The following is a 24,026-nucleotide window of genomic DNA, read 5'->3' on the forward strand; positions in this document are numbered from 1 at the left end:
AAGTCTTGATTGAGGCTTGAATCCCGGATTCAAGAATGATGGGATGGTTTCACTACAGAACGGCTTCAGTTGATGTGAGGGGGCCATGGCAATCGATCAAAAGGTCGCCCTTTATACCTTGCTCTTTGTGGTGCCAGGTTTCATCTTGTCCTGGATCATCTCGCTCTTTGTCTCGAACCGCACCAAGGATGTCTCCCAGCTGCTGATCCAGTATCTGAGCTTGACGTCATTGAACTACGCCGTGTGGTCGTGGTTATTGGTTTTACTGGCAAACAAACCCACCATCTGGCTTTGGGGCCATGGATCCGTCATTGCGCTCAGCGTGTTTTTCATCATGTTCGTTAGTCCGGTCGCTATTGGGCTATTGATCGGGAACCTGATCGTTCGCAATCGAAAAGGTCCTCTCTGGCGCGCGATCGGTTTCAATCCCAACATCCTGTTCCCGGTGGGTTGGGACTACAAGTTCAATCAACTGGCCCAGGACAACCAAGCCGCTTTCCTGAAGGTCATCTTGACCGATGGTGGGGTGGTGGGCGGTGCTTTCTCGGGCCGCTCCTTCGCCTCTACCGACCCGGCGGAACGGGATCTCGTGCTCGAAGAAGCTTATCGCTATGACGGTGAGCGCTGGCATCCGGTTCCAAACAGTGCCGGCATGTGGGTTCGGGGAGACCGAATCGCGGCTGTCGAGTTCGTCTTCGACAGCAAGGAGGAGCCTCATGTCCAAGAAACCGCTCATCCAGATCGAAAACCGCCGGTACTCAATCAGTAGGTCTCCCGGTTTCAAGGGCGGGAGCCTCATGACGCATGCCACCCTTCCTGAACGAGATCTCTCTGCAACAAACGAGTGTCTTCAGCGTCAACTGGGTATCCAGCCTGATAACAATCACCCCTTCAATGGCACGCCAGAAGGCGGACCCAGCATCTATTACGACGGTCCCAAGCGAAAGCCGTAGCAAGGGATGGGCCAGGCGGCGATTCCTCACACCGCTCCTGCTTGGCGTATGACACGAGAAAAATCACTCAAATAAACCTCAGTCAGCGTGCACCAATTTGGTTGGATCGCCATGCGCTTGATTGGCGAGAAAGGGGGAAATGATGCGAACGAGGGATGCACTTCTCGGCCTATCGCTCAGCTTGCTTGTCGTCGGCTGTCCCCAGCAGTCGACGGTCCCCTCGCAGGCCGATAACGCCGGAGGCGCCACGGCACACAGCAACTCTTCTCGAAGCGCCAGCTTCATCAACACGACCAGGCAATCGCTGCTTCGCCTCTGGAACGAGCCGGACCCAGAGGGCGAAGTGAAATCCATCCGGTTTGGCATCGACGATGCGCGCGACCAGAACGCCACGCCCTTCGACCAAGCGCTTGCGGGCACCTGGGAGCTCTATCAGCTCGGCGACAGCGAGACGCGCCCTTTCGGCATTCTGCGCATCACCTCGGACGGCGCGTTCAACTACAGCTCCTACGAGGGCAAGATGATGTACGCCGTCCCTCGCAGGTACCGTGACGACCGATCCACCTACTGGCACTTCGGCGGCGGACTCCTGGACAACTTCTACGCGCGTTCGGGCTACAACACCAACGGCGTTCCCATCCTCCGTATCTACTCCGCGAACAAGAATAGAATGTCCGGTTTCGGAGTTCCCCGTTAGCGCTTCAAGGTGGTGTGGTATTCGCGCTTCATCTTCTTGGCCCCTCAAAGGGCGGCGAGACCTACGACCGTCGAAAAAATGTCTCCCTGCTTCTGAAGCAATACCTGTGCATGGGCTCCCATAACAACGCCTCATGGTCGTGGTTGCTGGTCTTGCTTGCCTATTAACCCGCCGTCTACTCCTAGGGTCGGATCTGCTGTGGCAATCTGCGCATTTTTCACGTTAGGCTGCCCAGATCTGGCCTATTGATTGGATGACCGTGTCCCGCCTATCACCGTAGTGCTGCGTGGTTCAAGGCTCACGTCATGCTGAAGCGCTTCGACCGGATGCGGGCTCACCGGGTCCGTATCGGGATGCGCGAGTATTGGGTCATGTTTGCCTGAGCGTTGGATCCGCTCGGGAGACCAGGGCACGAACCAGGCAATCCCGCCGATTCTTGGTCTACCCCTACCCGATATGCCGAACTGTCAACGACCCGCCAAACCTCGAATCAATTCTTGAAATCAGGCCCATGAACGCTCTCAGGGCCCAATCGGAAAGGTCGCTAACGGATCGACCGTCACCTTTCCAAGTCGATTCTGACTAATCGATCTATTGGGCAGTCACTTTACAAAAATCCGTCGCCTGATGGCATATTTTGATTGAGTGAATCCCTATTGATGGAGATGAGGGGGTAGTTCATGCTGAGCAGCATTGTCCTGGCTGCCGGACTTCTCGCGAAAACCATTGATATCCCACTTCCCACCAAAAACGACGTCTTTCAAGAACTGGTTGGAGACGGCAAAAAAGTTTGGCATCACGTGGGGAGTAGAGTCTTTTGGGGACCAGGTGGTAATTGCAACAAATCAATACAATTTCGCCGTGATGGCACGTGTGAAATGCAAGCCTGCCTGGATGGCAAGCCGATAAAAACCCAGGGAAAGTGGATAATCGGAGCGAAGGGAGCTCTTGACTGGACCGTGCTGATAGATGGCAACCCCTACCTTGTTCAAGCTCGAAAGGACAGCAGAAGCGAATATTTGATCATCTCTAAACCAGCTCCAGCCGGGGGAAAGAATGTTGACGAATTCTATAAGCACGAATCCCAATAGCTTTCACAAGAAAAATGTGTATCGCCATGAGGAATGACCAACCAGATCCCCCGAAAATCGCTGATCCAGACATCATCAAGACCATCACCAGCCTCCTACCATCGTGTATCACGGTGCTTGGCATCCTCGTAGGGGTCTGGCAGTTCAACACTGCAAATCGCATCGCCGACGCTACCGAATTCAAGCGAAGATTTTGGCAAGAAAAGCTCGAAGTCTATCGTCATGCTGACACCATTGTCGGGGAAATAGCCGAAGCCTCATCGAATGGACTGAAGAAAAGCACGATTCGAAAGAAAGCCAAAGAGTTCGATACGCTCTACTTTGGTTTGATTCCATTCATCCAAACCAGAGAAGACCAGAAGGTACGAGAGGCAGGCGAGGCACTTCACCGGGAACTCAAACACTACCTCCTCTTTAGCGGAAGTAGTACCGAAAGGATAGAAACGCTCGCGATAAATTTTGTGAAAGCCACCCATGAGTCATTGATGACAACCTGGAAGGAGGTAAAGGACTAATCTCAGTCTTGAAGCGACTAAACCATGACGGTGCTTTGCGCAGCCTTCTCGGCTCTACCTCCCGTGGGCGTATCCGGCGCCCCTTAGAGCCGGAAACGCACCCCGATGATCGTGCCGCCGCCGAGGGTCAGCTCCGCCTCCGGGGTGAACCGGGCGGAGACCTCGAGGCTGGTGTGCGGCCCGAACTTCACCATTCCCTTGTCGTCGGCCATGAAGGTGACGGTGGGCGAGAAGGTGATGGGCAGGGCGCGGCCGAAGAAGTGCGGAAAGTCGTAGCGGTAGCTGAGCGCGAGGCCCGCCTCGCCCACCGGGATGACCAGAGGCTCGCTCGCGGTGCCGTCGAGCTTGGGGGGGCCGTAGGTCTGCACCGCCGTGTAGGCCCCGACCAGGCCGAAGGCGATCGCTCCGGTGTCGCGCACCGTGTAGACCAGGTGCGCCGAGGGAGTCAGCGCGGTACCGACGCTGCCGTAGTAGACCGAGGCGCTGGTCACCGAGCCGCCGAGCGTGACCGGGCCGGCCGACACGTTGAGGCCGGCGCCGGTCATGCCGAGCCCCAGGTTGAGACCCTGCTCCAGGCCGGCGCGGGCCTGGACCGAGGCCTGGGCGGGCAGCGCGAGGACGCCTGTGGCGAGAAACGCGAGGGTGAGAATGAAGGGTGCTGCTTTCAACGGGTACGCTCCCTGGCAAAGATGGGGAAAGGCGGAGCAATCAAGAAAAGCCCTGCGCTTCCCAGCGAGAATACGACAGGATAATTACATACCCGATCGCGCCGGATCTTTTTCGGCCGCCTCGCCCGGCCGGGCCGCGGCAAGACCCCTCGGTTGATTGGAAGCAGCGCTCGGGTGGTAAATTGCGAAGGGATCACCCTCGAGCAAGGAGGCGAAGCGTGGACGTCGACGGAAAATTCAGCCGCTACCTGATCGCCTCTGGCCTCGTCGAAGAAGCGATCGTGCAAAGGGCTCGCGCCTTCCAGGCGGATCATGCCTTCCTGCGGATCGGGGAGATCCTGACGCAGACGCAGGCCCTGAGCTTTCCGGAGCTGCTTGCTGCCCTCCAGGGCTACCGAGCCCAGTGCAAGCTGGGCCAGCTCCTGGTGCTCGAAGGGATCATCACCCATTCCCAGCTTGAAATGGCCCTCGCACGCCAGGGGAAAGTCGGCGGTCTGCTGGGTGAGATCCTGGTGCAGCTGGGGAGTTGTACCGACGAGCAAGTGACCGAAGCCCTGGCCATCCAGAAGAAGCCCCTGCAGGCCGGTGCTTGAGGGTCTTCCTGGCCCCGCCGGGCGATCCCGTCAACCGGCCTTCGCTGAAGCCGCGCCCATCCCCGCCATGAACGTGGCGGGGATGGGCGTCAGACCGTGGCGACCTTCTTGGAAAGTAGCACGTCCTTCGCGCGACTGGTACGCTGCTACGGAGCTGAAACTTTTCTCGCTCCGCGAGCGTAGTAGAGGTGAGCCGTTCCTCTTGGTCCCCCTTCAGCAGAAAGCGCCATGAAGCAACTCTTGAAAGCGACCCTCCTCTGGTCCGCCCTCGCCTGGGGCGCGAGCGCCGCGCCCGTCTCGCTCGACGCCCTCGTCCGGCAGGCGCTCGATCAGCACCCCGGCCTGCAGTCGGCCCGCCAGAGCGCCGCCGCCCAGGCCGAGCGGGTGGGAATCGCCCAGGCCCCCAACCTGCCCCAGGTCAACCTCAACTCCAGCCTGCAGTACAGCACCAACCTCTCCAACGCCCAGACGAGCGCCCAGCCCTTCGCCCTCTCCACGGCGGGGCTCTCGCTCAGGCAGCAGCTCTTCGACTTCGGCAAGACCGACGCCGAGGTCGCGATCGCCCGCGCCAACGCCGACATCGGCGCGCTCTCGGCCGAGAGCCAGGCCGTCGACATCGCCTACGGCGTCCGGCAGGCCTACCTCCAGTGGGTGCGCGCCTCGAAGATCGAGCTTCAGGCCCGCACCCGCCTCGACTCCGCCTCGCGGCTGCAAGCCCAGGCCGAGGCCTTCTGGAAGGCGGGCAAGCGATCCAGGATCGACGCGACCCGCGCCGCGGCGAGCCTCGCCCAGGCCCGCGCCGAGCTGATCGCGGCCCACACCGGCACCGAGCAGGCCCAGCGCGCCCTGAGCGCCGCGGTCGGGCAGGATGCCCCCGTCTCGGTGGCGAGCGCCTTCCCGCCCCTTCCCGCCGAGGCGACGCAGCCCCTTTCGGCCCTCGAGCAGGCGGCCCTCGACCGGCACCCCGCCCTCCAGTCGAGCGCCGTGCGCCGGCTGCGCGCGGACGCCACCCTGCGCTCGGCCGAGAAGGCCAACCTGCCCGACGTCAACCTCGACGTCAACTACGGCGTGCGCGCCCGCGACCTGACGCCGGGCCAGAACTGGACGGCGGGGGTCGGCTTCACCATGCCCCTCTTCAACGGCTTCTCGAGCGATCGCCAGCGCGCGGCGGCGGGCTCCGAGCTCGCCGGGGCCGAGGCCGCCGGCCGCGACCAGGCCCTCCAGGTCCGCGCGGCCCTTCAGCGGGCCTACCTCGCCCTTTCCGGCACGCGCGATCGCCTGCCCGCCTCCGAGGCGTCGCTCCGAAGCGCCAGGGAGAACCTTGCCCTTGCCGAGGGCCGCTACCAGGCGGGCGTCGGCTCGATCATCGAGGTGAGCGACGCCCAGGCCCTCCTGGCGAGCGCCGAAAGCGAGCTCGTCCGCGCCCAGACCGACTACCACCTGGCCGCCGCAGACCTCCTGCGCGCCGCCGGCCTCACGGGGATTTCGAAATGAGCCAACACCGCACGCTGCTTGTGACCCATGACTGCAACCGGTCGGTGAGGCTGCGACGCACGCTGGTGACAATCGCCTGCACCCTCTTCCTCATCGCCGGCTGCTCGGGCGAGAAGGCCCCTGCCAAGCAGGGCGGAATGGGCGGCAAGAAGGGACCCGGCGGCGCGGTCACCGTCTCGCTCGAGAAGGTGGGACCGAACGACCTCAAGGAGACCCTCTCGCTGACCGGCACCCTCGCCGCCGACCGCCAGGTGGCGATCGCCCCGCGCGTCTCGGGCCGCCTCACCGAGGTGCTCGTCGCGATGGGGGACCCCGTAAAGAAGGGCCAGCCCCTCGCCCGGCTCGACGACGCCGAGCTGCAAGCGGCACTCCAGCAGGCCCAGGCCGCGGTCGAGAGCGCCCGCGCCACCAAGCGCCAGCGCGAGATCGACCACGCCAACCTCGCGCGAGCGGCCACGCGCAACCGCGAGCTGCTCGCCAAGGACTTCATCTCCCGCCAGGAGTACGAGGACGCCCAGGCCAAGGCCGACGGCTCCCAGGCCACGGTGGCCCTCGCCGCCTCCGAGGTGACCCGGCAGGAAGCCGCCCTGCGCGAGAAGCGCGAGGCCCTCTCCCAGGCCGTCGTCGTCGCCCCCATGAGCGGGGTGGTCGGAGCGCGGCTGCTCGAGCCGGGCGCCATCGCGGGCCCCGGCCAGACCGTGCTGACCCTGGTCGACGCGAGCCGGCTCAAGACGGTCGTCCAGGTGTCCGAGGCGGCGCTGACGCGCCTCAAGGTCGGTTCGCCGGCCACCGCCCAGGTGGACGCCTGGCCGGACCGCACCTTCGCGGCCAGGGTCGCGCGCGTCGCGCCGATCGTTGCGACCGACACCCACACCGCCCAGGTGGAGCTCTCGCTCGCCGACCCGACCGGCGCCCTGCGGCCCGGGATGTTCACCCGCATCTCCTTGACCCTCCAGGAGCGCAAGGGGGCCCCCACCGTGCCCATCCAGGCGCTGATCAAGCTCCAGGACCGGGACGGGGTATTCGTCGCCGAAGAGGGCAAGGCTCGCTTCGTGCCGGTGCGCACCGGGATCGTGACCGAGACCCGGGCCGAGGTCGTCGAGGGCCCGGCCCTGGGCGCCTCGGTCGTCACCATGGGCAACCACCTGCTGCGCGACGGCGCCTCGATCCGCCTCGAGGGCGAGCGCCGCGGCGGGGGCAAGGGCCGCGGCCAGGGGAAGGGAAAGCCGAATGAATCTCACTAAGCTCGCCATCACGCGGCCCTTCACGGTCGCGGTCGGCTTCCTGGTCGCGATCCTGATCGGCCTCTTCTCCCTCATGCGGCTGCCGGTGGACCTGATGCCGGACATCAGCTACCCCACCGTCTCGGTCTCGAGCACCTATTCCGGGGTGGGCCCCGAGGAGATCGAGACCCTGATCACCCGGCCCATCGAGGAGGCCGTCTCGGGCGTCCAGGGCCTCGAGGAGGTCACCTCGACCTCGGCCGAGGGCCAGAGCCAGGTGCGCCTGAGCTTCCGCTGGGGCACGAACCTCCAGGAAGCCATCGACGACGTGCGCGCCCGCCTGGACCGCATCCGCAACCGGCTGCCCGACGACGCCACCGCCCCCAACATCCGCAAGTTCGACATGGCCGCCATGCCGGTCTTCTTCATCGGGATGGCGGGCGACATGCCGGCGGCCTCGCTCAAGAAGCTCGCCGACGACCAGGTCAAGTTCCGGCTCGAGCGCCTGCCCGGGGTGGCGGCGGTGGACGTGCGCGGCGGCCTCGACCGGCAGATCCACGTCGAGATCGACCGGCACAAGCTCGCCTCCTACAACCTGACCATCGACCAGGTGAGCGCGGCCCTGGGCCGCGAGAACCTCAACGCGCCGGCGGGCGATTACCGCCAGGGGGCGCGCGAGACCGGCCTGCGCGTCAGGGGCGAGTTCACCAACGTCCAGGACATCGCCGACACCCCCATCGTCAACCGCGGCGCCACCCCGGTGCGGGTGCGCGACGTGGCCGTGGTCAAGGACGCCTACCAGGACGTGAAGCGCGCGGTGTACATCGACGGCGTGCCGAGCCTCAACATCGCCATCAGCAAGCAGTCGGGATCCAACACCGTCCAGGTGGCCGAAAGCGTCAAGCGCGAGATCGAGGCCATCAACCGCGACCTGCGCGGCGCGAGCCTCTACGTCACCAACGACTCCTCGCGCTTCATCTCGCGCGCCATCCACCACATCGCCAACGACCTGGTGATCGGCTCGGCGCTGGCCGTCCTGGTGCTCCTGTTCTTCCTGCGCGACCTGCGCAGCACCCTCATCGTCGCGACCGCCATCCCGGTCTCGGTCATCGCGACCTTCGCCCTTTTGTACTTCCAGAACTTCACCCTCAACACCATGTCGCTCGGCGGCCTGGCGCTCGGCATCGGGCGCCTGCTGGACGACTCGATCGTGGTCATCGAGAACATCTTCCGGCACCGGGAGATGGGAAAGAACCCGCTCCAGGCCGCCCTCGACGGCACCAAGCAGGTATCCTTGGCGGTGCTCGCCTCGACGGCGACCACCCTCGCGGTCTTCGTGCCGCTCATCTTCCTGACGGGAATGACCGGGGTCATGTTCAAGCAGCTCTCGCTGGTCGTCGTCTTCGCGCTGACCTGCTCCTTGATCGTGGCCCAGGGCCTCATCCCCATGCTCAGCTCCCGCTTCCTCAAGGACGAGGAGGCCCCCAGGCAACCCGCGGTTCGCAAGGTGTACGACGGCATCGGCGGCTTCCTGGAAGGCCTGGAGCGCGGCTACGCGAAGAGCCTCGAGTGGGCCCTTTCGCGCGGCAAGCGCGTCGCGGCAGGGATCGCCCTCGTCAGCACCCTGAGCCTCCTGCTCTTCCCCCTGATCGGATCCGAGTACATGCCGAGCTCCGACGAGGGCGAGGTGCGCGTCAGGGTCGAGATGGCGGAAGGCACTCCCCTCGAGGGCCTCGAGGCCGCCTTTTCGAAGATCGAGGCCATCGTGCGGCGCGAGGTACCCGAGGCCCTCACCCTGCAATCCGAGCTCGGCGGCGGCGGCTTCGGCCTGAGCGCCTCCAACACCGGCACCCTGCAGGTCAGGCTCGCGGACCGCGCCGATCGCAAGCGCTCCAACGAGGAGATCGCGACGGCGCTGAGGCCCAAGCTCTCGGGCATCCCCGGCGTGACGGCCCGCGCGAGCGCCTCGGGCGGCAACCGCATGATGCAGATGGGACAGACCGACGCCAGCAAGCTGGGCGTCCAGATCCGCGGCTACGACCTCCAGACGGCCCAGCGCCTGTCCAAGGAAGTCGAGGCCGCCATGGCCGCCACCCCCGGCATCGCCGACGTGCAGGCCGAGCGCCAGGGGGGCCGTCCCGAGACGGTGTTCGCCGTGGACCGCCAGAAGGCTTCGAGCCTCGGGGTGACCACCACCCAGGTCGCCCGCGCCCTGGAGTCGGCCATGCTCGGCACCAGCGCCACCATGCTCCGCGAGGGCGGCGACGAGTACGCCGTCTTGGTGCGCCTCGCACCCGAGCAGCGCAAGTCGATCGACGACGCCCTGGACCTCAGGCTCACCAGCTCCTCGGGTGCGCCGGTGGCGCTGCGCGACGCGGTCAAGGTGCTCTCCGGCACCGGCCCCACCCAGATCAAGCGCGAGAACAAGGAGCGGGTCTACAACGTCTCGGGCGAGATCGAGAGCAAGGACCTGGGCGGCACCGTTGCGGCCCTGCGCGAGCGGCTCGCCGGGATCTCGCTGCCCAGCGGCTTCGCCCTCCTGGTGACGGGCGACTTCGAGCAGCAGCAGAAGTCCTTCAACGAGCTCGCGACGGCGCTCGCGCTGGCGCTGTTGCTGGTGTTCCTGGTGATGGTCGCGCAGTTCGAGTCGCTGCGATCGCCGTTCATCATCTTCTTCTCGGTGCCGGCGTGCGTGGTGGGGGTGGTGCTGGCCCTGCTCGTGACCCACACCACCCTCAACGTGCAGTCCTACATCGGGGTGATCGTGCTGGTCGGCATCGCCGTGAGCAACGGCATCGTCATGGTCGACTTCATCGACCAGCTCCGCCGCGAGGGGGTGCCGCTGGCCGAGGCGGTGCGCCGGGGGGCGCGGGTGCGCCTGCGCCCGGTCCTGATGACCAGCGTCGTCACGGTGCTCGCCATGCTCCCGATGGCGCTCGGCCTCGGGGAGGGCGGCGAGTTGCAGTCCCCCATGGCCCGCGTGGTCATTGGCGGCCTGCTCACCTCGACGCTCATCACCCTGTACCTGGTGCCCATCGTCTACGGCTGGATCAACCGCAAGGCGCAGGTCGTCCGTCAAGAGGAGCTGTCCGTGCTCGCGTAATGGAAGCAAACTTGCCTTCCAAGCAAGCTGTTGCGCGTTCGAGTCGCGTCGCCCGCTCCATCACAAAGCCCTCGGCCTGGTGGCCGAGGGCTTTTGCCATACGCCACTACACGCTTCAAAACGTGAAACCAATGAAACAGATGAAACGAGTTTTGTTTCATCGGGCTGGCAACAGGTAGGTGTAGCGTTCCCGGACATGGGTGAGAGTCACCCCCCATTTCGGCCTTTGCTCGGTGCTCTCAACATTTCAACTTTTCAACTTCAGACTCGCCCGCACCGCTTGACAAGCGTAAGGCCTCCCCTTAGGATTGCATCATCATGAGAATGATTCTCATTTGCAGACACTTCCAGTGAGGAGGCTTGCCCCATGTCCACGTTCGACTTGCCGTTTCCCGCCGAGGGGCTCGACCCCGCCAAGATGCCCGGGCACTGGCTCCTGGCCCGCCTCGGCAAGCGCGTGCTTCGCCCCGGCGGCATCGAGCTGACCCGGGAGATGCTGAGGGGGCTTGCGATCTATACCGACGACGACGTGGTCGAGTTCGCCCCCGGCCTGGGCACGACCGCCCGGCTGACGCTGCAGCTCTCCCCGCGCAGCTACACGGCGATCGACCGGGACGAGGGGGCCGTCGCCCAGGTGCAATCAATCCTGAAGGGGCCCCTGCAGCGCTGCCGGATCGGACTGGCCCATGAGACCGGCCTTCCCTCTTCGTCGGCCACGGTCGTGTACGGCGAGGCGATGCTCACGATGCTGACGCCGCAGATGAAGCGCCAGACGGTGCGTGAGGCGTTCCGCTGCTTGAGTTCCGGTGGGCGCTACGGCCTTCACGAGATGACCCTCGTGCCCGACGACCTGAGCGACGAGCAGAAGGACGAGATCCAGCGAGAGCTTTCCGCGGTCATCCGCGTGGGGGCGCGCCCCCTGACCCAGCAGGAGTGGCGCGAGCTTCTCGAATCCGAGGGTTTCATCATCGAGCGGTGCGCCACGGCCCCCATGCACCTGCTCAAGACCGTTCGGCTCATTCAGGACGAGGGGCTCGGGGGGGCCCTGCGGATCGCCTGGAACACGCTCAAGGATCCCGTGGCCCTCAAGCGGGTCCTCGACATGCGCAAGGTGTTCCTCAAGTACGAGGCGCAGCTCGGCGCGATGGCCCTCGTCGCCAGGAAGCCCTGATTAGCCCTGGCTCCCCCGGGCCTTGCCCGTGTAGGTCCAGTGCCAGTCCTCCCAAGACATGGGCTGGTAGAAGCCGAACCTGGCGGCGTTCCGGCTGAGCCAGTCGTGGACCCCGCCCGAGAGCTCGAGGTCGAGGGCGCGGCCGCTGCGGTGCTGGCTGTTGCCGGGCGGCGCCACCCACTTGCGGGCGGCCGCTTCCGAGCCGTACTTGGCCACGGCATCCTTGAAGAGGCCCGCCTGGTAAGCGTCGCTGCGGTAGGCCGAGGTGATCCCGAGATCGACCCCGTCGGCCCGGGCGGCCGCCTGCATGGCGTCGAAGGCCTCGGCAGTTCCCTTCAGCATCTGGAAGCCCTGAAGGCTGACGAGATCCGCCGGGTTCGCGGCCTCCTTGAAGGTGCCCGCGGAAGGCTTGCTGTCGGCCACCGGTTCCGGGGCCGCCACGTGGATGCCGAGCTTGCCCCAGGTCTCGGGCCCGACCACCCCGTCGACCGTGATCCCCTGCTGCTGCTGGAAGGCCTTCACCGCCACCTGCGTCATGGGCCCGAAGACTCCGTCGACGGAGCCCGGATCGATGCCCATTTCCTTGAGGCGCTGCTGCATGGCCGCGACCGCCGGTCCCGAGTGCCCGACGCCGAGCACCGGCCCGCTGCCGCCCCCGCTCGAGACGGCCGGGGCGGGTTCCGCTGCGGGATCGGTGAGTTGCTGCACGAGACCATGAAGCTGATCGAAGAGGCCCTGGATCGGCACGCCGCCGCCAGCAGCAACCGTAGGCTCGGCGGGCGAGGCGGCCGGGGTCGAGAGGGCGAGCGTATCCTGGGCGATCGCGCTGGCCTTGGGCTGCGGCGCGATCACCGGATCGCGCTCGAAGCGCGGTGTGACGGCCGGGGCGAAACGCCCGGAAATTGGCATGCTCATCTCGGACTCCTCGACGATCCGGGGGACCCCCTTGAATCCTATCGCCCCATTCCCTGGTAACTGAGTAAAACTTTTCCTAAACCTGCATTAAGCCCGGCGCGGCTAACACCCAGCCGAGTTTTCCCGCTCGGGAACATGGCGTCACACGCCGCCCGGATTCGATCTCTAATTCCCGAGCGGGAATTTTTACTTGAAGGGACGTCGAGATCGCGCTAGAATTCCCGTACAGGAAAAAAACATGCAAATCACGACCGCTCAGGAACTAGGAAGCCTCATTCGACGGACCCGCAAGGCGCAGGGCCTCACCCAGGCCGAGCTTGCGGGCGCCTGCGGGGTTGGCGTACGCTTCATCGTCGACCTGGAAAACGGCAAGCCCACCTGCGAGCTCGACAAGGCGCTCAAAGTCGCGCGACTGCTGGGAATTCGCCTGGCAGCAGAACACTGAGGACGCGCTCATGCTTTCTCGATGCCTATCCGTTCGGCTAAACGGCATTCCCCAAGCCATCCTGGAACAGGATGAGCACGGCAAGCTGCGCCTGACTTACCTGCCGGAGGCCACGAGGGCGCTCTCGCTCAACCTGCCCCTTCGCGAAGCCCCCTACGAATCCGACGCCTGCGAGGCCTTCTTCGGCGGCCTCTTGCCCGAAAGCGAGCAAGCTCGAAAGGCCATCGCCAGACGCTACGGCATCAATGCCAACAACAGCTTCAGTCTCCTGCGCGCCATCGGCTACGACTGCGCGGGCGCCGTGTCCTTGCACGCCCCAGATGAGCCGATTCGCTCGGCAGAGAGCTTCCTGCTGGACGGCCGGGTGCTCTCGCAGGCGGAGCTGGCTCGGCATATTCGGGAATTACCCGAAAAACCGCTGTTCACCGGGATCGATGGTCTGAGACTCTCGCTGGCGGGCACCCAGGACAAGGCGGCGGTGTGCATCATCGACGGGGAAGTGGCCCTGCCCCATCACGGCACGCCCACCACCCACATCCTGAAGCCCGCGGTCTCCGCGAGCGTGGACTCGGTGCGCAACGAATTCATCTGCATGAAGCTCGCCGCGCTGATCGGCCTCGAAGCCCCGTCGGTCGAGATCCGCAGCGCCGAGGAAATCCCCTACCTGCTCATCGCGCGTTACGATCGAACTTTCCTGCCGAACGGCCACATCGCCCGCATTCACCAGGAAGACTTCTGCCAGGCACTGGGGAGGTCCTCCCTGCGCAAGTACCAGGCAGAAGGTGGCCCTGGGTTGAAGGACTGCTTCGCCTTGATGCAGCGCACCAGCCAGCCCGCGTTGTCGATCACGCGCTTGCTTCGCCACCTCATCTTCAACGTGCTCATCGGAAACTGGGATGCCCACGCGAAGAACTACTCCTTGCTTCACCAACCCAATGGACGCATCGCGCTGGCCCCGGTTTATGACGTGCTTTGTACGCGGATTTATCCCGACTTCATCGATCGCATGGCCATGAAGATCGGCGGCTACTACGAGGTCGATCAACTGATCGAGCGCCGTTGGCGGTCCTTCTGCGACGAAGTGGGAATCGGGTTCAACCTGCTGAGCAAGACCCTGATGGACACCCACGCCGCGCTTCAACAAGCGATCCAGCATGGCTTTCCCGACCTCGACGATCCGCGCTCGCGCCAGATTCTCGCTTTCATCGGCCGGCATGCCACGGACGTCTTGAGGCGGTTTCACCCCCCCGCCGCCTGATCCTCGCTACTGCCTCCGAGCGATCGTCAGCAGCTGCGGCGGCGTGGCGTCGGCCGGGTAGCTGAGCGTCACCTTCACCTCGTAGTGCGTGCGGGGCGGGACCTCGACCGTCTCGAAGGGCGGCAGCAGCTGGCCGTGCCGCAGCACCAGGTGGGTGTAGCGGACCTCGGGGAAGCCCCTGGCGTCTTGCCACTCCAGCTTCACGGGCCCCCGGAAGGTCACCGGCCGGTTGGGCGGATCCAGGTAGACGGCCGTGCGATCGCCCTCGGCCCTCACCGGGTGAGTCAGGGCGAAGGTGTAGGCCCGCGGGGTGGGATCGGGGTTGTCCAGGGGCACCCTCAGCGCGTAGGTCACACCGTAGTTGCCGTGCGCCTGGTAGGCGGTGTCCGGGTAGCGCCGCACCAGCGGCGCGCTCTGGTTCTGGCCGGTGCCGAGGCGGTTGAGGTAGGTGGTGGCGATGGGGAAGGAGACCTGCTCGCCCACGCCCAGCGAGGCCCGCTCCTCGAGCAGCGTGCCGTCCCAGCGATCGCCCTGGCTCACCCCCGCCACGCGCCCGAAGCGAAACGCCCCCTTGGGAGGCGGCAGGGCGGGATCGAAGGGGGTCGGCGCCGCCTCGCGCGGCCCCGCCATGAGCGGGGTCCCAAGCAGGAGGGCGTAGTCGCCCTCGGAAGGGGCGATCCAGCTGCCGTCCGGGGCCTTGACGGCGAAGCGCGCCACCTGCGAGAGGTAAACCATGCCATCGCTCTTCAGGCGAAGGACGGTGGTGCGGCCGTTGACCGCGGGCGGGATCGGCACGCTGGTCGGAATGCTCCAGCTGCGCACGAGCTTGGTCGCGCCGGGCAAGAGGGTCTGGGCGATGCTCGGGACCGATGACCGACCGTGCAAGAGGTCGGTGGCGACCCGATCCCCGGGCCCCGCGTACACCACGCCCTGCGGGTCAAAGACGAGGGGGTCCAGCGGCTTGAAGACGGCGTCCGGCTGGCTCAGGTAGCTGGCGCCGCCGACCAGGTCCAGGTTGACGGGGCGATCGCCGAGGTTGGTCGCGAGCAGGCCCACGTACAGCTGCCGCGCCCCCGGGGCCTCGTCCTTGGCGATATGGTGCGAGAAGACCGAGAAGGCCCCGGAGAACGGAAGGTCCAGATGCGCGGAGGGGGTGGCTGCGCTCGCCGCCGGCAGGGTCGAGAGCAAGATCCCCTCGCTCTGCACCACCTCGGGGCTGTTGCTGTTGAACACGAGCCCAGCGTCCAGGCCGCCCGGCAAGGCCCGGATCGCGCCCGGAACCTTGACCTCGACCTGAGAAGGCGGGCTTGCTCCGGGTGCCGGCTGCGCCTGCTGCTGGGCGGCGCATGCCGAAAGCAGCAGCGAGGCCGCGAGCGGCGAAAGGATGCGATGCGTGGTGCGGGCCATGTCCTGTCCTCCTGCTTCAGGATAGCAGGCGGATAGGGGCCTATGCGAGCAGGCGGTGCCAGCGATCCTGGTCGCTTTCGATGTCGCGGGCGTGGCCGTCGAGCATCTCGAGCGCTTGGCGCAGCTCGGCAACCTGGGGCTGCAGCTCCAGGATGTCCTTCTGGTACTGGGCGATGATCTTGTGGGCGCCCTCGATCTCGGCGAGCAGCAGCTGCAACTTGTTGTGCAGGCGGCTCTGCTCGGCGTGGACGGTGCGAAGCAGGGCTTCGTCGAGCTCGGCGTGACGCGCGGCTTGGATGCGCTTGTAATCCATGGCCTACAACCCCCTCGTGCTCGGGCATCGTCGCCCGATTTGCGGTTCCACGGAGCCTTTATCTTGACGGGGTTTTCCCCCGGAGAGGTCGCCGACGCGCCTCGGCGTTATGTCGCCCTCCTTATACCCGCCAAGTAGACGATCCTAGCGATCGCATGGTTCCTTGGCCCGCGTCACCAGCGGGTGACAGCCGATCGAGGGACTTCGGCTCAGGCCAGGTTGCGGCGCATCACGGCGAGAAGGTCGTCGAGGAAGCTCTCGCCGAGCGAGGGCGCCTCGCCGTCGATGGCCTGGGCGACCACCCCGAGCTTCTGGGCCAGGAGGCGCTCGATCTCCTCGTCGAGGGTCCCCACCGCCGAGAGGTAGGTGACGGTGACCGCGTTGCGCTGGCCGATCCGGTAGGGGCGATCCTCGGCTTGCAGGTGCTCGGCCGGGACGAACGAGTAGTCCACGAACACGACCTGGGTCGCCGCCGTCAGCGAGAGGCCGATGCCCGCCGCCTGGAGGTTTCCCGCGAAGACCCGGATCCCCGGGTCATTCTGGAAATCATCAACGGCTTGCTGTCGTTGACTTGCTGACTCGGCACCCGTCACTCTCACGCAGGACGCCGCGAAATGCGACACGACGGCATCGATCACCACCTGATGACATGCAAAGATGATGACCTTCTCCCCCGCCTCCAGGATCGATTCGGCCAGCGCGATCGCCGCGGGGATCTTGGCGATCGCCGCCGCATGGCGCAGCTTGGCCACCTCGGCGAGCAGGGTCTTGCGGGGCACGCGCTTGCGCTTGGCGAGCCGCGCGACGTAGTCGAGCCAGACCTTGCGGTAGGCCGCGAGGTCCACCTCGACCGGCATGTAGGTCCGCAGCTTGGGGGGGAGATCGAGCACGGCGGCCTTCTTGCGGCGCAGCAGCACGCCTTCGAGCTTCTCGTGCAGCTCGTCGAGGTTGGAGGCCCCGTTCATGTCCCAGCCGAAGGCCCCCTGGAAGGCGGCGCAGTAGCGCAGGGCGAAGGCGAGCTGATCGTCGCCCAGGGGGTGGCGGATGGCCCGCAAGAGAGCAAAGAGGTCGAGCGGTCGGTTGGTGATGGGGGTGCCCGTCAGCAGGTAGACCCGCTCGGCGCGATCCGCGATGCCCCGGATGCGGCCGTTCGGCAGCGATCGCGCCGTCTTGCGCCGGGCCTTGCGATCGCCGCCGAGCACCAGGAGCGATCGCTGCGAGCGCAGGTTCTTGATGTAGTGCGCCTCGTCGAGAATGAGGCAGGCCCACTCCTTGGCGAGCAGGGCCGAGCGGTGCTTGCGCAGGACGTCGTAGTTGACGATGGTCCAGCGCGCGCGGGCAAAGGCGCGCCCCACCACGCTCACCTCAGCCTCGTGGCCCAGGGCCAGGCGGATCTCGCGCTCCCAGTTCAGCTTGAGGCCCGCCGGGCAGACCACCAGGATCTCGCCGGTCGGATGGGCCTCGTGGGCCGCGATGATGGCCTGGCGCGTCTTGCCGAGGCCCATGTCGTCGGCCAGGAGGGCCCCTCTCACCTCGCGCGGGCGCATGAGGAAGTCGATCCCCGAGACCTGGTGAGGGAAGAGCCCGGGATACCGGCTCGAAAGGTTGGGAACGGCGCGCTCGTAAGCCTCGAGCAGTCTCGCGTTCATGGCCGCGGTCTCGGCCAGGGCCTCGCCCGAGATCCGGCGAAGCTCGGCGAGGGCCTCCTCGGGGGCTTCCGCTCGCGCCAGGCGCTCGGCGAGGTCGGGGGCGAGCCAGGCGGGGACGTGCCAGCGCCTGGTCTCGGGATCGAAGCTGCGGAAGCGCATGCGCTTGATCGCGGCCACCCAGGTGGGCTGGAAGGGAAATTCGAGGACGAGCTCGCCGTCCAATAGCGAGACATGGAGGCGGGAGTGTTCCGGAGTCAAATCAGCGATCGCGTCGGGGCGGTCGCGACGGCGACCTGCGGGACCCGGTTCAGGTAGAGGAGGCTGGGGCCCTTGGCCGTCAGGTGGATCTCGGTGGTCGAGGTGTTGTGCAGCTCGAAGAAGATCCCGCTCGGGAAGGGGATCGCGAGCAGGACATGGATCAGCCGGCGCAGGATGGCCCCGTGCGCCACGACGGCCACCCGGCCACCGGGATGCCGCTCCTGGATCTCGCCCATGAACGAGTCGAGGCGCGCGCGGGTGTCCTCCTCGGTCTCGGCTTGGGGCACCTGGGCCCAGTCGCCGGAGTCGACGAAGCGGCGGTGCTCCTCGGGGTAGCGCTCGGCGATGCTCGCCCAGCTGAGCCCTGAGAAGATCCCCACGTCGATCTCGCGGATGCGCGCATCGACCCTCAGGCTCAAGCCCAGGCGATCGGCCAACGCGCGGCCCGTCTGGTGGGCGCGCTTCAGGTCGCTCGCGTAGATGGCGTCGAAGCGCTCGTGGGAAAGCCCCTCGGCGAGAGCCTGGGCCTGGGCGAGCCCCTGCGGGTTGAGCGGGGAGTCGAAATGGCCCTGGACGACTCCCATTTGGTTGGCGACGGATTCGCCGTGGCGAATTAGGATGAGCTGCATGGTGATCTAACGCTACGGCGCCGGGCCCGGCGGCGTCAAGCAGGCAGTGATAGAATCCAGAGGCGAGAGGGGACGACCATGCCGAACCGCCTGAGAGACGAGACCAGCCCGTACCTGCTTCAGCACCGGGACAACCCGGTGGACTGGTACCCCTGGGGGCCCGAGGCCCTCGAGAAGGCCAGGACCGAGGACAAGCCCATCCTGCTCTCCATCGGGTACTCGGCCTGCCACTGGTGCCACGTCATGGCCCACGAGAGCTTCGAGAACCCCGAGATCGCCGCCCTGATGAACGCGCACTTCGTCAACATCAAGGTGGACCGCGAGGAGCGCCCCGACCTCGACAGCCTCTACATGGGCGCGGTCCAGGCCATGACCGGCCAGGGCGGCTGGCCCATGACCGTCTTCCTCACCCCCGAGGGCCATCCCTTCTACGGGGGCACCTACTTCCCGCCCGCGGATGCCCACGGCCGCCCCGGCTTCCCCACCCTCCTGAGCGAGCTCGCGCGCGCCTACCGCGAGCAGCGCGCCGAGGTGGACGCGAGCGGCGAGCGGATCAGCGAACACCTCAACCGCCGGCTCGAAGCCGCCGTGCCGCCCGCCGCCTTGACGACCGCCCTCTTGGACGACGCCGCCCAGCACTTGCGCCGCCGCTTCGACCCCGTCAACGGCGGCTTCGGCGGGGCGCCCAAGTTCCCGCCCAGCATGGCCCTCGAGTTCCTCCTGCGCGACGACGTGCGCACCGGCAACCCCCACGACCGCGACATGGTCGCACGCACCCTCGCGCACATGCACCGCGGCGGCCTCTACGACCACCTGGGCGGCGGCTTCCACCGCTACGCGGTCGACGCCGAGTGGCGCGTGCCCCACTTCGAGAAGATGCTCTACGACAACGCCCTCCTGAGCCGGCTGTACCTGCTCGCCTACCAGGCCTTCGCGCAGCCCGTCCACCGCGAGGTCGTCGAGGAGACCCTCGACTGGGTCGCGCGCGAGATGCGATCGCCCGAGGGCGGCTTCTACTCCACGCTCGACGCGGACAGCGAAGGCGAGGAGGGCGCGTTCTACGTCTGGACTCCCGAAAGCGTCAGGGCCGCGGTCGGCCGGGCGGCGGCCGTCGTCTTCGAGCTGGCCTACGACGTCACCCCGGAAGGCAACTTCGAGGGGAAGAGCGTCCTGAACTTGCGCCAGCCGCTCGAGACCACCGCCCAGCAGCTGGGATACTCGCTCGGCATGCTCAAGGAGGAGCTGACCCTGATCCGGGCGAGGCTGTTCGACGCCCGCTCGGCGCGCGTCGCCCCTGCCCGGGACGAGAAGGTCCTGACCGCCTGGAACGGCATGATGCTGCGCGCCTTCGCCGAGGCCGCCCGCGTCCTCGAGCGCGAGGACTACCGCGAGATCGCCGTCATCAACGCCGACTTCCTGCTCTCGCGAATGCGCCGGGACGGCCTGCTGCTTCGCTCGTACCGGGACGGAAAGGCCAAGCTGAACGCCTACCTCGAGGACTACGCCAACCTGATCGACGGCCTGATCGCCCTCCACGAGGCCACCTTCGCCCCGCGCTGGCTCGAAGAGGGCAGGGCCCTGGCCGACGCGATGATCGCCGAGTTCTGGGACCCGGATCTTCCTGGCTTCCACGACGTCGGCAGGCACCACGAGGAGCTGGTCGCGCGGCCGCGCGACGTCTACGACAACGCCACGCCCTCGGGCAACTCGGTGGCCTGCGACGTGCTTCTCAGGCTCTCTGCCTACCTGGGCGACGAGGCCTACCGCGCCTGCGCCATGCAGGCCATTGAAGGCCTGAGCGGCGCGATGGGCAAGTACCCCGACGGCTTCGGGCGCCTGCTCTGCGCGCTCGACTTCGCGCTCGCGCCGACCAAGGAGGTCGCCATCATCGGGCCGCTCGGCGAGCACGCGACGTGCGCCCTGGTCCGGGCGGCCTTCGCGGACTACGTGCCGCACAAGGTCGTGGCCGCCGCCCCCGCGGCGACGGCCACCCCGATCGTCTTTCTGCGCGATCGCCCCGTGTGGCGCGATCGCCCCACGGCCTACGTCTGCGTGGATCGGAAATGCGGGCTGCCCGTCACCGACCCCGAAGCGCTCGCCGCGGAGATCCGTCGCACGTGAGGAGGGGTGCGTCGCCCGCGCGCCTTCACCTGCCGGCCGAGAAGTCCTGAAAGAGGCATCCCCCTTCGCCCGCCATCCCCGAGTCCCACTGGTAGCCCCAGAGGTAGCGACCCGAGCCCAGGGCGGCCACGCTCTGGGCGCCCTGGCTACCCTGGTTGCTCGCCCCGTCGAAGGTGAAGGTCCGCAGGCCCTTGGCCGGGATCAGCTCGGAGATGAACAGCGCCTGCCCTCCCGGGCCGCCGCGGTCGTGGATGCGGAAGCGGTAGGTGATCGCGAGCGGATAGGGCTCGAAGCGCGCCGTGAAGGGGAAGCTCACCGACTGCCCCTGGCCGGGCGAGTTGCGCATGCCGACCAGGTACACGTCCCATGCGGGGAAGACCCCCCCGTGCGAGGCCGTGACCTGGACGGTGCGGGTTCGCCAGAAGCCGACCCGGTTGTTGTCGCTGTCGTTGTAGAAGTGGGCGTAGTACTGGCCGTCGGGCACGTCCTTGACCCGGTAGATCCCGCTGGCGTCGGTGGTGAGCCGATAAGTCCGGCCGGTGCGGTTGTTGATCACGGTCAGGGGGATGCCGCTCGCGGGCTCTCCCCGGGTCAGGACGGTGCCCGCCACCTCGCGCGCGCCCACCTCGGGCGGGGCGGGCGTGGCGTAGGGGTAGGGCGGCGTCGGGCCCGTGACCGGCGGCGGTGAGGTCACGGGCACGGGGGGAGGGGGCAACTCCACCGCGGGAGGGGAGGTAGGGGCGGCGGGAGGAGCGGGAGGGGGGCTCTTCGCCCCGCATCCCGCCCCGATGGCGGCCATCGTCAGCCCGCAAACCAGGTGAATCCTGCGCACCAAGGTCGGCACCTCCGCTTGTTCGGCCAAGGAGGCGTCACGCCTCAAGGCTCGATCGCTAGAAACGGTTCCGTCCCAACCCTAGCGACCCCACGCCCCTTGGGCCACGGGCAAAGCGGCCGAAAGATCTCGGCAGAGGATCAGAAGGCGCGCAGCATCTCGCCAGGGGCATTGGCGCCGAAGGCGTCCACCCCCAAGGCCGCCATGCGGCGGGCCTCGTCGGGGGTCCGCACCGTCCAGGCGAAGAGCGAGAGTTCCGCCGCGTGCGCGAGCCGGACCTGATCGGCGTCGACGGTCTCCACGCTCGGCCCGACGGCATCGGCCCCGGCCGCGCGGGCCATGGCCGCCGGATCGACGGGCAGGGCGTGATAGAGGACCCCGGCGCAGCAATCCGGCGCAAGACGCTTGAGCGCCTGAATCGCGAAGTGGTCGAAGGAGATGAAGAGGGCCCGGTGCGAAAGCCCCGCCTTGCGCACCTCGGCGACGACGGCCGCCTCGATGCCGGGATAGCGGCGCGAACCGGCCTTCAGCTCGATCACCACGACGGGCAGGGCGCCGCGCCGCTCGCCCTCCTCGTTCACCAGCGCCAGGAGCTCCGAGAGCAGGGGGATGGGCTCGCCCGAAAAGCGCGGCTCGTACCACCCCCCCGCGTCCAGCTCGCGCAGCGCGTGGTAGGGGTGATCGGCGAGTAGCCCCTGGCCGCTGGTGGTGCGCTCGAGGGTGAAGTCGTGCATCACGACCACCTGGCCGTCGGCGCTCAGGTGCACGTCGCACTCCACGCCGTCCGCCCCCTGGGCGAAGGCCTCGCGGAAGCTCGCGAGCGTGTTCTCGGGCGCGCAGGCCATCGCCCCCCGGTGACCGATCACCAGGGGGCGCGAAAGCGGGGTCTCGAGCGGGCGGGACGCCACGGGCCTAGTTGGAGGCCCAGTCCTTGGCGGCGACCTGGGCGAGCCTCGCGACGATCGCCTTGTCGTCGATGATGACGCCCATCTCGCGGTTCTTGGTCAGCGAGTTGGTGGTCAGGTTCTCCGAGCCGATGTAGGCCTTGGCGCCGTCGGCGATGACCAGCTTGGCGTGCAGGCCGACCGTCTTGATGAACTTGACGTCGGTGATGCCGGCATCCGCGAGCTGCTTGCGCTGCTTCTCGTTGCCGTCGTAGCCCGAGTCCTTCTCCGGGGCGTGGTAGGAGAGCTGGACGGTCACGTTGGCGCCGGCCTTCTTGCGAGCGGCCATGTGGGCGACCACGTCCACGTCGTCCATGAACTCCACCTGGACCGTGAGGTCCTTCTTGGCCGAGTCGATCAGCTTGAGGATGCGCTCCTTCGAGTTGGTCGGGCTGACGACCAGGTCCTCGTCCTTGGGCACGATGGGGCGCTCGTCCCAGTCGGCCTCGAAGATCTCGGTCAGCTCCTTGACGTCGGAGGGCGAGGTGTCAAAGACCAGGTACTCGCGGTTCTTCTGGAAGGCGGCGGCCGAGAAGTTCATCGTCATGATGAAGGCGCCCTTGCCGTCGATGATCATGGACTTCTGGTGGGTGAAGACGAACTGCGGGCTGGAGCGCTTGACCCGCACGCCGTTCGCGGTCAGCACCTCGAGGGCGGCGCGGTTGACGTTGATGGAGGGCTTGGGCAGCTCGCCGGGCTTGGGCATGACGGGCATCACGAAGGGCTGGTTCTCGAGGATGATCCGCACGTCGAGGCCGGCCTTGGACTTGGCGATCAGCGCGTCGGTGATCTCCTTGGTCACGCCCGAGTAGGTCAAAAGGTACATCTCGAGGAGGATCGACTTCTTGGCGCCGTTGATCGCGTCGAGGATGGGCTGGTGGCCGGACTCGGGCATCACCATCAGGGACAGCTCGCCGGGCTTGTGCGCCTTGGCCGTCAGCTTGGTCTGATCGACGGAGCCCGCGGAGAGCATGGGCACGCCGCACCCCGTCAGCAGGCTGAGGCCGGCGGCGGCGGTGACCAGGAGGTGCTTGAGCGGGCGGCGATTGTGCATCGTGCGGTCCTTTCCCTTGAAGGAAATCTCAACGCGGCTTAACTGTTCGTTAATGCCTATTGGGGTTATCGCCCGTTGAACGAAAAAGTTGCGTGTGAATTTTCCAGGACTCGCGCCCTGACGTCTTGTCCGGCATGCGCTTTTCACCTAGCATGAGGGGGTCATGTTTCAGCAAACGCTTGATGCCACGCCCTTCATCTCCTCGGCACTCGCGCCCGCGGTCGCGATCTCGGCGTGCGCGATCCTGGCCTCCAACGCGCAGAGCAAGTACTCGTCGCTGGTGGACCGCATCCGCACCCTGAACGCCGAGCGGCGCGAGTTCCAGCACCTGGATCCGATCTCGGTGGCCGATTCGCTGCGGATCAAGAGCCTGGATCGGCAGATCGCCCTGATCTTTCGGCGCGCCCGGCACATGCGCGACGCGATCTTCCTGCTCTACGCGGCGATCGCCTGCATCATCTCGACGTCGTTCCTGATCGCGGCCATCCAGTACTTCCAGATCAAGACCCTGGGCCACGCCCCCAAGGTCACCTTCCTGAGCGGGCTGGTGCTGGTGCTCGCGGCACTCGTCAAGGAGCTCCTGGAGGTGCGCCTCACCTTCCGGGTGGTGCGCTACGAGCTGGGGCTGTTCGACCCGGACGCGGCCAAAGAGGCCGAGCGCAGTTTCCGCGGCGTCTGAGCAAACCGTGGCGA

At 66.6% G+C, this 24,026-nt stretch carries 22 protein-coding genes; 13 read left to right on the forward strand and 9 right to left on the reverse strand.

Annotated features, from left to right (window positions below; all coding sequences use genetic code 11):
* The first annotated feature begins 85 nt into the window (after window positions 1-85).
* The 4 genes from V6D00_11500 to V6D00_11515 all read left to right on the forward strand — a co-directional run bounded on the left by V6D00_11500 (window position 86) and on the right by V6D00_11515 (window position 3,256).
* Complete coding sequence (locus tag V6D00_11500) at window positions 86-769, forward strand: DUF6338 family protein (protein ID HEY9899798.1); 684 nt, start codon at window positions 86-88, stop codon at window positions 767-769.
* 326 nt (window positions 770-1,095) lie between these two features.
* A complete protein-coding gene (locus V6D00_11505; protein ID HEY9899799.1) occupies window positions 1,096-1,650 on the forward strand; it encodes a hypothetical protein in 555 nt (184 codons plus the stop codon).
* A gap of 680 nt (window positions 1,651-2,330) precedes the next feature.
* Window positions 2,331-2,741 carry a hypothetical protein gene (locus tag V6D00_11510; protein HEY9899800.1) on the forward strand — a complete coding sequence of 137 codons (411 nt, stop codon included), beginning with the start codon at window positions 2,331-2,333 and terminating at the stop codon, window positions 2,739-2,741.
* A gap of 26 nt (window positions 2,742-2,767) precedes the next feature.
* Window positions 2,768-3,256 (forward strand): hypothetical protein, encoded by a 489-nt coding sequence (locus tag V6D00_11515; protein HEY9899801.1) that lies wholly within the window; start codon window positions 2,768-2,770, stop codon window positions 3,254-3,256.
* A gap of 83 nt (window positions 3,257-3,339) precedes the next feature.
* On the opposite strand, the gene V6D00_11520 is transcribed toward V6D00_11515, so the two are convergent.
* A complete protein-coding gene (locus V6D00_11520) occupies window positions 3,340-3,924 on the reverse strand; it encodes a hypothetical protein (protein HEY9899802.1) in 585 nt (194 codons plus the stop codon).
* A gap of 218 nt (window positions 3,925-4,142) precedes the next feature.
* Between V6D00_11520 and V6D00_11525 the strand changes: the two genes are divergently transcribed.
* From V6D00_11525 to V6D00_11545, 5 genes are all read left to right on the forward strand, one after another.
* Window positions 4,143-4,517 (forward strand): hypothetical protein, encoded by a 375-nt coding sequence (locus V6D00_11525; GenBank protein ID HEY9899803.1) that lies wholly within the window; start codon window positions 4,143-4,145, stop codon window positions 4,515-4,517.
* A 228-nt stretch (window positions 4,518-4,745) separates the two neighbouring features.
* Window positions 4,746-6,011, forward strand: coding sequence for a TolC family protein (locus V6D00_11530; GenBank protein HEY9899804.1), 1,266 nt, complete (start codon window positions 4,746-4,748; stop codon window positions 6,009-6,011).
* 44 nt (window positions 6,012-6,055) lie between these two features.
* Entirely contained in the window at window positions 6,056-7,255 is a 1,200-nt protein-coding gene (locus tag V6D00_11535) for an efflux RND transporter periplasmic adaptor subunit (protein ID HEY9899805.1), read from the forward strand.
* On the forward strand, window positions 7,242-10,337 hold the full coding sequence (locus V6D00_11540) for an efflux RND transporter permease subunit (protein ID HEY9899806.1): 3,096 nt from the start codon (window positions 7,242-7,244) through the stop codon (window positions 10,335-10,337). Before V6D00_11535 ends, V6D00_11540 begins: the two co-directional genes overlap by 14 nt.
* Before the next feature lie 367 nt (window positions 10,338-10,704).
* On the forward strand, window positions 10,705-11,508 hold the full coding sequence (locus V6D00_11545) for a methyltransferase domain-containing protein (GenBank protein HEY9899807.1): 804 nt from the start codon (window positions 10,705-10,707) through the stop codon (window positions 11,506-11,508).
* Here V6D00_11545 and V6D00_11550 read toward each other — a convergent pair whose 3' ends face one another.
* On the reverse strand, window positions 11,509-12,423 hold the full coding sequence (locus V6D00_11550; protein HEY9899808.1) for a peptidoglycan-binding protein: 915 nt from the start codon (window positions 12,421-12,423) through the stop codon (window positions 11,509-11,511). It lies immediately after the preceding gene.
* A 238-nt stretch (window positions 12,424-12,661) separates the two neighbouring features.
* On the opposite strand from V6D00_11550, the gene V6D00_11555 reads away from it, so the two are divergent.
* Both V6D00_11555 and V6D00_11560 read left to right on the forward strand, forming a co-directional pair.
* Complete coding sequence (locus V6D00_11555; GenBank protein ID HEY9899809.1) at window positions 12,662-12,868, forward strand: helix-turn-helix transcriptional regulator; 207 nt, start codon at window positions 12,662-12,664, stop codon at window positions 12,866-12,868.
* A 10-nt stretch (window positions 12,869-12,878) separates the two neighbouring features.
* Window positions 12,879-14,126, forward strand: a complete 1,248-nt coding sequence (locus V6D00_11560) for a type II toxin-antitoxin system HipA family toxin (GenBank protein HEY9899810.1) — start codon at window positions 12,879-12,881, stop codon at window positions 14,124-14,126.
* A gap of 6 nt (window positions 14,127-14,132) precedes the next feature.
* Here the strand turns inward: V6D00_11560 and V6D00_11565 are convergent, their stop codons facing one another.
* The 4 genes from V6D00_11565 to V6D00_11580 form a co-directional block, all read right to left on the reverse strand.
* Window positions 14,133-15,533, reverse strand: coding sequence for a DUF3370 domain-containing protein (locus tag V6D00_11565; GenBank protein ID HEY9899811.1), 1,401 nt, complete (start codon window positions 15,531-15,533; stop codon window positions 14,133-14,135).
* 40 nt (window positions 15,534-15,573) lie between these two features.
* Complete coding sequence (locus V6D00_11570) at window positions 15,574-15,846, reverse strand: hypothetical protein (GenBank protein HEY9899812.1); 273 nt, start codon at window positions 15,844-15,846, stop codon at window positions 15,574-15,576.
* A 209-nt stretch (window positions 15,847-16,055) separates the two neighbouring features.
* Window positions 16,056-17,717 (reverse strand): DEAD/DEAH box helicase, encoded by a 1,662-nt coding sequence (locus V6D00_11575; GenBank protein HEY9899813.1) that lies wholly within the window; start codon window positions 17,715-17,717, stop codon window positions 16,056-16,058.
* A 32-nt stretch (window positions 17,718-17,749) separates the two neighbouring features.
* Window positions 17,750-18,382 (reverse strand): histidine phosphatase family protein, encoded by a 633-nt coding sequence (locus V6D00_11580; GenBank protein HEY9899814.1) that lies wholly within the window; start codon window positions 18,380-18,382, stop codon window positions 17,750-17,752.
* Window positions 18,383-18,460: 78 nt separating this feature from the next.
* On the opposite strand from V6D00_11580, the gene V6D00_11585 reads away from it, so the two are divergent.
* Window positions 18,461-20,503 carry a thioredoxin domain-containing protein gene (locus V6D00_11585; GenBank protein HEY9899815.1) on the forward strand — a complete coding sequence of 681 codons (2,043 nt, stop codon included), beginning with the start codon at window positions 18,461-18,463 and terminating at the stop codon, window positions 20,501-20,503.
* Window positions 20,504-20,528: 25 nt separating this feature from the next.
* Here V6D00_11585 and V6D00_11590 read toward each other — a convergent pair whose 3' ends face one another.
* The 3 genes from V6D00_11590 to V6D00_11600 form a co-directional block, all read right to left on the reverse strand.
* The gene (locus tag V6D00_11590) at window positions 20,529-21,197 is read right to left on the reverse strand and encodes a carboxypeptidase-like regulatory domain-containing protein (protein HEY9899816.1); all 669 of its coding nucleotides are present in this window, start codon (window positions 21,195-21,197) and stop codon (window positions 20,529-20,531) included.
* 278 nt (window positions 21,198-21,475) lie between these two features.
* Window positions 21,476-22,243: a glycerophosphodiester phosphodiesterase family protein gene (locus tag V6D00_11595; protein ID HEY9899817.1), complete on the reverse strand. Its 768-nt coding sequence runs from the start codon at window positions 22,241-22,243 to the stop codon at window positions 21,476-21,478.
* Window positions 22,244-22,247: 4 nt separating this feature from the next.
* A complete protein-coding gene (locus tag V6D00_11600; protein ID HEY9899818.1) occupies window positions 22,248-23,333 on the reverse strand; it encodes a phospholipase D-like domain-containing protein in 1,086 nt (361 codons plus the stop codon).
* A 163-nt stretch (window positions 23,334-23,496) separates the two neighbouring features.
* Here V6D00_11600 and V6D00_11605 point away from each other — a divergent pair, with 163 nt between their 5' ends.
* On the forward strand, window positions 23,497-24,012 hold the full coding sequence (locus tag V6D00_11605) for a DUF2721 domain-containing protein (protein ID HEY9899819.1): 516 nt from the start codon (window positions 23,497-23,499) through the stop codon (window positions 24,010-24,012).
* Window positions 24,013-24,026: the final 14 nt, after the last annotated feature.

Origin of the sequence: Pantanalinema sp., assembly GCA_036704125.1 — a bacterium.
GTDB lineage: Bacteria > Cyanobacteriota > Sericytochromatia > S15B-MN24 > UBA4093 > JAGIBK01.

Coding starts and splice junctions, on each gene's coding strand:
- V6D00_11570 (HEY9899812.1), bottom strand. CDS start 15,846: ATGGATTACAAGCGCATCCAAGCCGCGCGTCACGCCGAGCTCGACGAA.
- V6D00_11605 (HEY9899819.1), top strand. CDS start 23,497: ATGTTTCAGCAAACGCTTGATGCCACGCCCTTCATCTCCTCGGCACTC.
- V6D00_11580 (HEY9899814.1), bottom strand. CDS start 18,382: ATGCAGCTCATCCTAATTCGCCACGGCGAATCCGTCGCCAACCAAATG.
- V6D00_11530 (HEY9899804.1), top strand. CDS start 4,746: ATGAAGCAACTCTTGAAAGCGACCCTCCTCTGGTCCGCCCTCGCCTGG.
- V6D00_11585 (HEY9899815.1), top strand. CDS start 18,461: ATGCCGAACCGCCTGAGAGACGAGACCAGCCCGTACCTGCTTCAGCAC.
- V6D00_11510 (HEY9899800.1), top strand. CDS start 2,331: ATGCTGAGCAGCATTGTCCTGGCTGCCGGACTTCTCGCGAAAACCATT.
- V6D00_11565 (HEY9899811.1), bottom strand. CDS start 15,533: ATGGCCCGCACCACGCATCGCATCCTTTCGCCGCTCGCGGCCTCGCTG.
- V6D00_11600 (HEY9899818.1), bottom strand. CDS start 23,333: ATGCACAATCGCCGCCCGCTCAAGCACCTCCTGGTCACCGCCGCCGCC.
- V6D00_11515 (HEY9899801.1), top strand. CDS start 2,768: ATGAGGAATGACCAACCAGATCCCCCGAAAATCGCTGATCCAGACATC.
- V6D00_11505 (HEY9899799.1), top strand. CDS start 1,096: ATGCGAACGAGGGATGCACTTCTCGGCCTATCGCTCAGCTTGCTTGTC.
- V6D00_11540 (HEY9899806.1), top strand. CDS start 7,242: ATGAATCTCACTAAGCTCGCCATCACGCGGCCCTTCACGGTCGCGGTC.
- V6D00_11550 (HEY9899808.1), bottom strand. CDS start 12,423: ATGAGCATGCCAATTTCCGGGCGTTTCGCCCCGGCCGTCACACCGCGC.
- V6D00_11555 (HEY9899809.1), top strand. CDS start 12,662: ATGCAAATCACGACCGCTCAGGAACTAGGAAGCCTCATTCGACGGACC.
- V6D00_11545 (HEY9899807.1), top strand. CDS start 10,705: ATGTCCACGTTCGACTTGCCGTTTCCCGCCGAGGGGCTCGACCCCGCC.
- V6D00_11560 (HEY9899810.1), top strand. CDS start 12,879: ATGCTTTCTCGATGCCTATCCGTTCGGCTAAACGGCATTCCCCAAGCC.
- V6D00_11500 (HEY9899798.1), top strand. CDS start 86: ATGGCAATCGATCAAAAGGTCGCCCTTTATACCTTGCTCTTTGTGGTG.